Consider the following 6,487-nt stretch of genomic DNA (forward strand, 5'->3'; position numbering starts at 1 on the left):
GGAGCCCCTCAAGGATTGAGGGGTTGGGGAGTTCGATTAAGGGGGTCTGGGGAAGAATTCCCCAGTAGGTTTGGACAAAGTCCAAGGTCTGGTTTTGCCATGCTAAGCATGGCTCGGCATAGCCGACAAGCGTCGCAGACCCCTATCGATTTTGATGCGTTAGCGTCAAAATAAGTATAGGGTTACGTCAATTGACACAATTTCGTCGCCTTGCTAGACTTATTGTATCAATTAATCTAGGGGAAGTGGTGGCACTTTATGTTGTTCTCTATCTCATTTAATCAATCTCACCAAAGTTCATTAAGCCATAATAACAGAGAAAACATTCATGGGAATCCTGGCATAGATCCATCCAGGTTAGAAGAGAATATTTACTTTGTTCAAAAGGACATCCGAAGTGTATACAAGGATGTCTTTCAAGAAGCAGTAGATAAGTATAACGAGAAACAAAAACGCAATGATCGCAAAATTAAGGATTATTATGACAAAATAAAAAAAGATACAAAGACACATGAGCAACGAGAATTGGTTGTAGCGGTTGGAGAGGGTAAAGATGACCCAAAGTATAGGGAAGCTAAAAAAGAAGCGTTAAAACAGTATGCAGAGGCGTTTCAAGGGCGAAATCCAAATCTAGCAGTCTATAACATGGTTTTACATAATGATGAAGCAAATCCGCATTTACATATTAACTATGTACCGAATTTCGAAAGTAGTCGAGGATTAACGAGGCGTGTCGGAATGGATAGAGCTTTGCAACAACAAGGCGTACAAGGAAAAGGGATGGAGTTAATTGCGAATTGGAGACAATTAGAAACGGCTTATATTGAATCTTTGGCTAAAGAACAAATTCCAAATTTTGAACGTGCCAATGTGGGTTCCCATAAATATATGAAAGTCCGTCAATACAAAGAATATGCAGAAACAAAATCACTTGTTGAGAATCAAGTACAAGAAAAAGAAACGCAGTTACAAACGATTGATCATCATTTAAAAAACGTTGAAGAGAAAACAAATGAATTACAAGTAGCGAAAAAGAGTTTGGAAAGTGATGTCATTGATAATTACAAAGAATTAGAGATAGTGAAACAACAAGTTGAGAGTGAAAGTGAAAAACTGCAGCTAATTGGCCAGCGTCATGTAGAGTTAGAAAAAAGAGTAAAACAAATGCAAAAAGAATTAGATAGTGCTACAGATCAAGTACCAAATGAACCTGTTAAAATTCCATTTTTGCGTAGAGAAGTAATAACAGAAGTACAAGATAAAATGTTTGGTAAAGCTGAAATTACGAAGAAACAGACAAGAAATTATGTATTATCACCGGAACAATATCAAGAATTAACAAAACAAGTGAATGCAGCAGTTACTATCAAAAAGGATTATGAGCGTTTGAAAAAGACAGATTTTGTGAAAGAGAATGAGAGTTTAAAAGTACATGCAGAGGGATGGATGGAAGAAAATCGAACATTGAAACGAGAAAAAAGTCAGTTGCAAAACGAAGTTGGTGTATTAAATAGGGAAATTAGCTCATTAAGAGCTCATATAAAGGGTTTACAGACGAATATAAGAGTTTTATATGTACAAACGAAAAAAGTTCTTAAAGAGCAATTTAAGGGGTTTAGAGAGATTATTAAAAATGAATTGGGTAGCAAGGGAGTTGATAATCAATTTGAAAAGGAACATAAGAGGGAAATCAATAAACATCGAGGTTTTGATATGGAACGGTAAAAAAATAGGGAAACTTTGTTTTTATCTTCAAGGTTATTGAAAACGTGATAGAATGAAAAAAAGAGCCATGCGGGAACATGACTCTTTTCATAGGGTATTCTACGAAAATACCTAGAATTCACTTATCTGATTATAGATTATCATAATTTGATTTATAATCAAATAGCAAAAAATAGGTGTTTTTGTTGATTCCCTCAATTAAGGAGGAATTAACTTAGATATGACAAAGCAAATTATTGATTTTGGACAAGCTGAAAAAAAGGCAAAAGAAAGAGATAGTAAAATTAATAGCATTTATGAAAAACTTGAAGGTAGCAGTGGACTTTCTGAAGAAGAAAGAGTTATTATGCTACAAGTATTAAGTAAAATGTCTGGTGGAGAAGAGTATTTTATAGGGAAAAAGAAAAAACCTACAGATCGGGTGAGATTTGTGCAGATAATTACTGATAATATTAATTATTTATGTAAAATTGGATATCTGACAAATGCTGAAAAAGCTTTTTTAATTGATTTAATACCATACATAGAATTTAAAACTAATATTTTAGTTGAATGTTCAGATGAAGATTCAGACGAAATAGATGCAGATGCAGCTACACCGAGTTATTTAGCAAGAAAGTTAGGAAAAGGTAGAAGTAATCTTTCAGTTTTAATGAATGGGTTATTAGAAAAGGGAATTTTAGCAGTTGCAGAATCAGGAATGACAACTGAAGATGGACGTATTTGTAGTTCTCGTACATGGTTTGTGAATCCTAATATTTTATGTTGTTCTCCTAAAGATGGAGTAGATAAGGCTACTATGAAGATTTTTAAGAAGTCTCTTAGGAATTTTAAAGTAGATGGAGATAAGAAAAAACATAATTTACCGATTTATTTATTTTAGATGTCATTTGTTATTGACATCTTCTTTTTTTGTATTTTTTCCATTTTTTAGGTGTATCTTTTTTCGAACACAGGTGTTCGAATTTTCGAACACCCCTACTCTCTCAAACCCTTGATATTACTGACTTTCTTCACTTTGCTCTTCTCACTCTTATATATATAGCTAAAAGTTCCGCAAGGAACGGGTTGTATTTTTGAGAAAAACACTCAAAAATCTCCACCCTCACAATAAAAAAAGTCGGTTCGTTTATCCTCACCTAAAAGCTAATGCTTTTTCTTTTTTTTATTGTGTCCTTGCGGAACTTTTTTCGGCTCGTGTGCTTTTCTCGCCAAGCCGACAGACAAAAAGCAAAGCAATGGTTCTCGACTTGGACTAGCAAGTATACGAGCCGAACCGCTTAGATCATTCGTCCCAAGATAATTCTTATTCTAAATATAGATACGTAATACGTGGGGTTTCGCCCCCACACGACGAGCCAGCACTCTAGCCAAAAAGCAAACTTCAAAGCAAAAAAACTGAACAAAACCACGTTAAGTAAAAAAAATAATAAGCTGTCCATATGGACAGCTTATTTACATAATTTTCGTTATACGAAGCTAATTTTTAATATTACAGCAATCTCCTCTCTTGTTCAGAGATAAGTGTAATCCACACCCATTAATCATTTTCACCTGAATACACTTTTAAATCTTCCATTGCTATGGCTATAGCATGTTTTTCTGTATCAATTAACGATATTCCCTTTTTAATAGGAGCCCAATGCTTATATCCATAATCCTCAAACCACGCAAAAACTTCTGTAGTGAAAAAGCCATTATTTCGTTTGATAACTTGAACCTTGTATCTTTTGTTTTGGGAAACAATCTCTTTAATGATTTCTGTCATTGTCTATCTCCTTCTACCTTTTATCCAGATTGTACCACATCAAGAATATAGATAATAAAAGGTATTTTGATTGCATATTCTATTCATGTCAGGTTAACATAACGTCCTATTATCGGTAGCAAGAAAAAGGCGAATTCCCTTTGAAAGTAGGGATTCGCCTTTTTCTTTTTCTATAACCCTATTCATTTTTTTATACATTCTTGTCCTGGCGTGGGTTCAGGGCTCTTGTTTGTTACTGTATTAGCCCAAAAACTGTATAAAATCTTGCATACTCTTAGCGTGGTTTTTTTCCGAAATGCTGGCGATACCCCATCACTATCAAACTAAGACTTAGGAAATTTTCAGGGGAGTGGTGTAGATTATTTAAGAATTTACATACATCATAAATCCTAATGGGGTTTGTTTTTTTCAATTAAGCCGCTCGATCTTTAGAAATGGTACAATTGTAATTGACACCTAATATATCAAAGACTGTTTTTTCTCTTATTGATGAAATCAAATTGGTTGAAAGCGCAGGTTACCTATTAGAAAAGGAAAAAAGGATCATATAAGGAATTGTTGTACTGCACTGATAAATTATACCTGTTTTTAAAAAGAACATAGAATTTATGCTTAAATTATTAAAGAGCGCAAATGTCGAGCTGCTCTATAAAAGTTATATTGCAAATGGCCCTTCATAGTAAAGGAGGATTAATAAATGAGAAAAATAACGAAAGTATCATTGATTTTAATTTTTTGTATAGCGATCGGTGTTTTAACAGGTTTTAAAGTTGGGGATTACCTCGGGAATCACAAAGAGGAGGAAATGATCAACTCGGTTAAAGGGGAAAAAGTCGAAGTGGCAGTGGAAGCTGAAAAACGCATAAATGATACAATGCTCAAAATGACTAATCAAAAGGTGTTATCCGATAAGAAAGAGGGCTTTATCAAAATGAGTGCCGAGAATATTCAAGAAGTAAAAGAGGCAATCACTAAAAGCACTCCAATGTATGTAAAGCATTTAGGAGAGTATCGTATGATCATCGATCGATGGGAACACGGGGATTTTTCTCAAATAGTTAAAGAGCATAATATGTTGAGTAAGTGGAAAGATGGGAACGACGGTAAAGCATATAAAGAGGCTACGCCAGAGCAAGAAAAGGAGTATCTCTTGAAACAAGCAAAAGCTGAATTAAATAAATAATCTACAACAAACAAAGGGTGAAAAAATCGCTCTTTGTTTGTTTTTAGTGTTTATAGGTGAAATGTTGCAAATTGGGTGTTTTTGCCCATCCCCTCGAAAAGGGGGAATAAGAAAAAAATATCGTGAAAATTCCTTATAAATAAGGATTTGGGGTTACTTTAAAAAATATATGTTTCAAACTATATACAATTACATTGACATATTTCAAATATTATTAAGTTGTATTTTTGAAACGAAAAATCCTAGTTTTTCAGCTATGTCAAAAAGTACACTTTATGACATAGTGTATAAATTTCTAATGAATTAAGCTAATTCCCCCATTTCGGGGATTTGGGCAAAAACACCCTATAAATAAAAAAGAATTTAAAACAAGTGATACGTGAATTATTAGGAAAAAGGGTATATCATTGCTATAGCGAATATATTTTTGAGGTGAGACGCTATGAAGACGTTATATAGTCCTGGCGAAGTGGCAGAGCAATTAGGTATCCAATCTAGTACATTACGTAAGTATGCTGATGTACTAGAAAAAGAGGGTTATACTTTCATAAAGAATGAACGTGGGCATAGGAAGTATAGAGAAAGTGATGTAATGGTGTTTCGCAAGGTTATCAACCTAAAGAACGACACAGACATAACATTAGAAAACGCCACAAAACAAATAGTATCATGGCATCAAGGCGTTGAGGTATTGCCATTAGAGCGACACGAAATTGAGCGCTATGAAGAACCGAATTTCAACGCTACAACGCTACAGATGATGCTTCAAGATCAAAATGAGGTCATTGAAAAGCAAAATGAATTACTACAAGAATTAAACAGACGTTTAGTTGAACAAGACCAGCGATTTGCACAAAGAGAATCAGAGTTATTGAGCGCCATACAAACGATACAGGAATCCCAAACGCTTATAGCGACGAATACTAGTGAAGACGTAGCGAAGAACCAGGGACGCGATGAAATGCTCATGCAAACAATAAGGGAAGTCCAGGAAGTTAAGAAGATGATTGCAGCAAGTAAAGATAAGAAATGGTATGAGTTTTGGAAATAATCTATTGAAATTTGATTAATTATTTTTCGCCAACTCTAAAAAATATAGAAAAATGAATATAAAAGTAAAGCTTAGATTTATATGAGAACCCTGAGCTTTTTTGGATACTACTGATAATCGGATTTTATGTTAACTTTTTTATGATATTGTTTAAATTAGTATAGTTGTTATATGATAAATTTGTTGTTTTAGCAAATTATAAAAGAGGTATTATGTTATGAAGTTTGAAGATAAACGTATGTTAGGTATCCAATTAGGCTGTTTAATTATGACAGAGGAAAATCAATACTTAGTTATTAAAAAAAATGAAGTTTATTCTTTATTAAATCTTAAAACCGTAGAATCTGTAACATTTGAAGTTCCTTTGGCGAATCTAGAAGAAATGTTATTTGAAGATTTAAAGGAAACTATTCAAGATATTATTGCTCCTGAACATATCAAAATTGTAGCTAAAAATATTGTATAGTTTGATGAAAAAAGCCAGTTTTTTAACTGGTTTTTTTTATGTATTTTTTTATTTGAGTGTATTTTTTTCTTTGTTCATGGTCATTTGAATGTATACTTTTCTAGTCATTTTTGAGGGGAATAGGTAAGTTGCAATAAATTCAATGTTTAAGGGGATTTGAAAGTAAACTAATACACTAAAGTTTACATTCGTATTTATAAAAAATAAAAAGCACCTTTTAATGTTTTAAAAGTGCTTTAACTTGATGTTGATGTGACGGAACCTCAAGTATGTAGAAATTTAAAAAAGTCCCTT

Annotated in this window: 6 protein-coding genes; 5 read left to right on the plus strand and 1 reads right to left on the minus strand. The window is 33.2% G+C overall.

Translation table 11 applies throughout. The features are described 5' to 3' along the window. Nucleotides 1-258 precede the first annotated feature (258 nt). Both CQ058_RS30590 and CQ058_RS30595 read left to right on the plus strand, forming a co-directional pair. On the plus strand, nucleotides 259-1,725 hold the full coding sequence (locus CQ058_RS30590) for a plasmid recombination protein (protein WP_105590223.1): 1,467 nt from the start codon (nucleotides 259-261) through the stop codon (nucleotides 1,723-1,725). A gap of 220 nt (nucleotides 1,726-1,945) precedes the next feature. After that, nucleotides 1,946-2,608 (plus strand): MarR family transcriptional regulator, encoded by a 663-nt coding sequence (locus tag CQ058_RS30595; RefSeq protein ID WP_105590224.1) that lies wholly within the window; start codon nucleotides 1,946-1,948, stop codon nucleotides 2,606-2,608. 657 nt (nucleotides 2,609-3,265) lie between these two features. Here CQ058_RS30595 and CQ058_RS30605 read toward each other — a convergent pair. Further along, complete coding sequence (locus tag CQ058_RS30605; RefSeq protein ID WP_105590225.1) at nucleotides 3,266-3,493, minus strand: hypothetical protein; 228 nt, start codon at nucleotides 3,491-3,493, stop codon at nucleotides 3,266-3,268. A gap of 697 nt (nucleotides 3,494-4,190) precedes the next feature. On the opposite strand from CQ058_RS30605, the gene CQ058_RS30610 reads away from it, so the two are divergent. The 3 genes from CQ058_RS30610 (at nucleotide 4,191) to CQ058_RS30620 (ending at nucleotide 6,193) form a co-directional block, all read left to right on the plus strand. Continuing rightward, nucleotides 4,191-4,676: a DUF6241 domain-containing protein gene (locus tag CQ058_RS30610; RefSeq protein WP_002130387.1), complete on the plus strand. Its 486-nt coding sequence runs from the start codon at nucleotides 4,191-4,193 to the stop codon at nucleotides 4,674-4,676. Nucleotides 4,677-5,118: 442 nt separating this feature from the next. Further along, nucleotides 5,119-5,727: a DUF3967 domain-containing protein gene (locus CQ058_RS30615; RefSeq protein ID WP_002192157.1), complete on the plus strand. Its 609-nt coding sequence runs from the start codon at nucleotides 5,119-5,121 to the stop codon at nucleotides 5,725-5,727. Between the two features lie 217 nt (nucleotides 5,728-5,944). Continuing rightward, a complete protein-coding gene (locus tag CQ058_RS30620) occupies nucleotides 5,945-6,193 on the plus strand; it encodes a hypothetical protein (protein ID WP_002192158.1) in 249 nt (82 codons plus the stop codon). The last annotated feature ends 294 nt before the right edge of the window (nucleotides 6,194-6,487 follow it).

Origin of the sequence: Bacillus sp. MYb56 (assembly GCF_002976445.1) — a bacterium.
Taxonomy (GTDB): Bacteria; Bacillota; Bacilli; order Bacillales; family Bacillaceae_G; genus Bacillus_A; species Bacillus_A mycoides.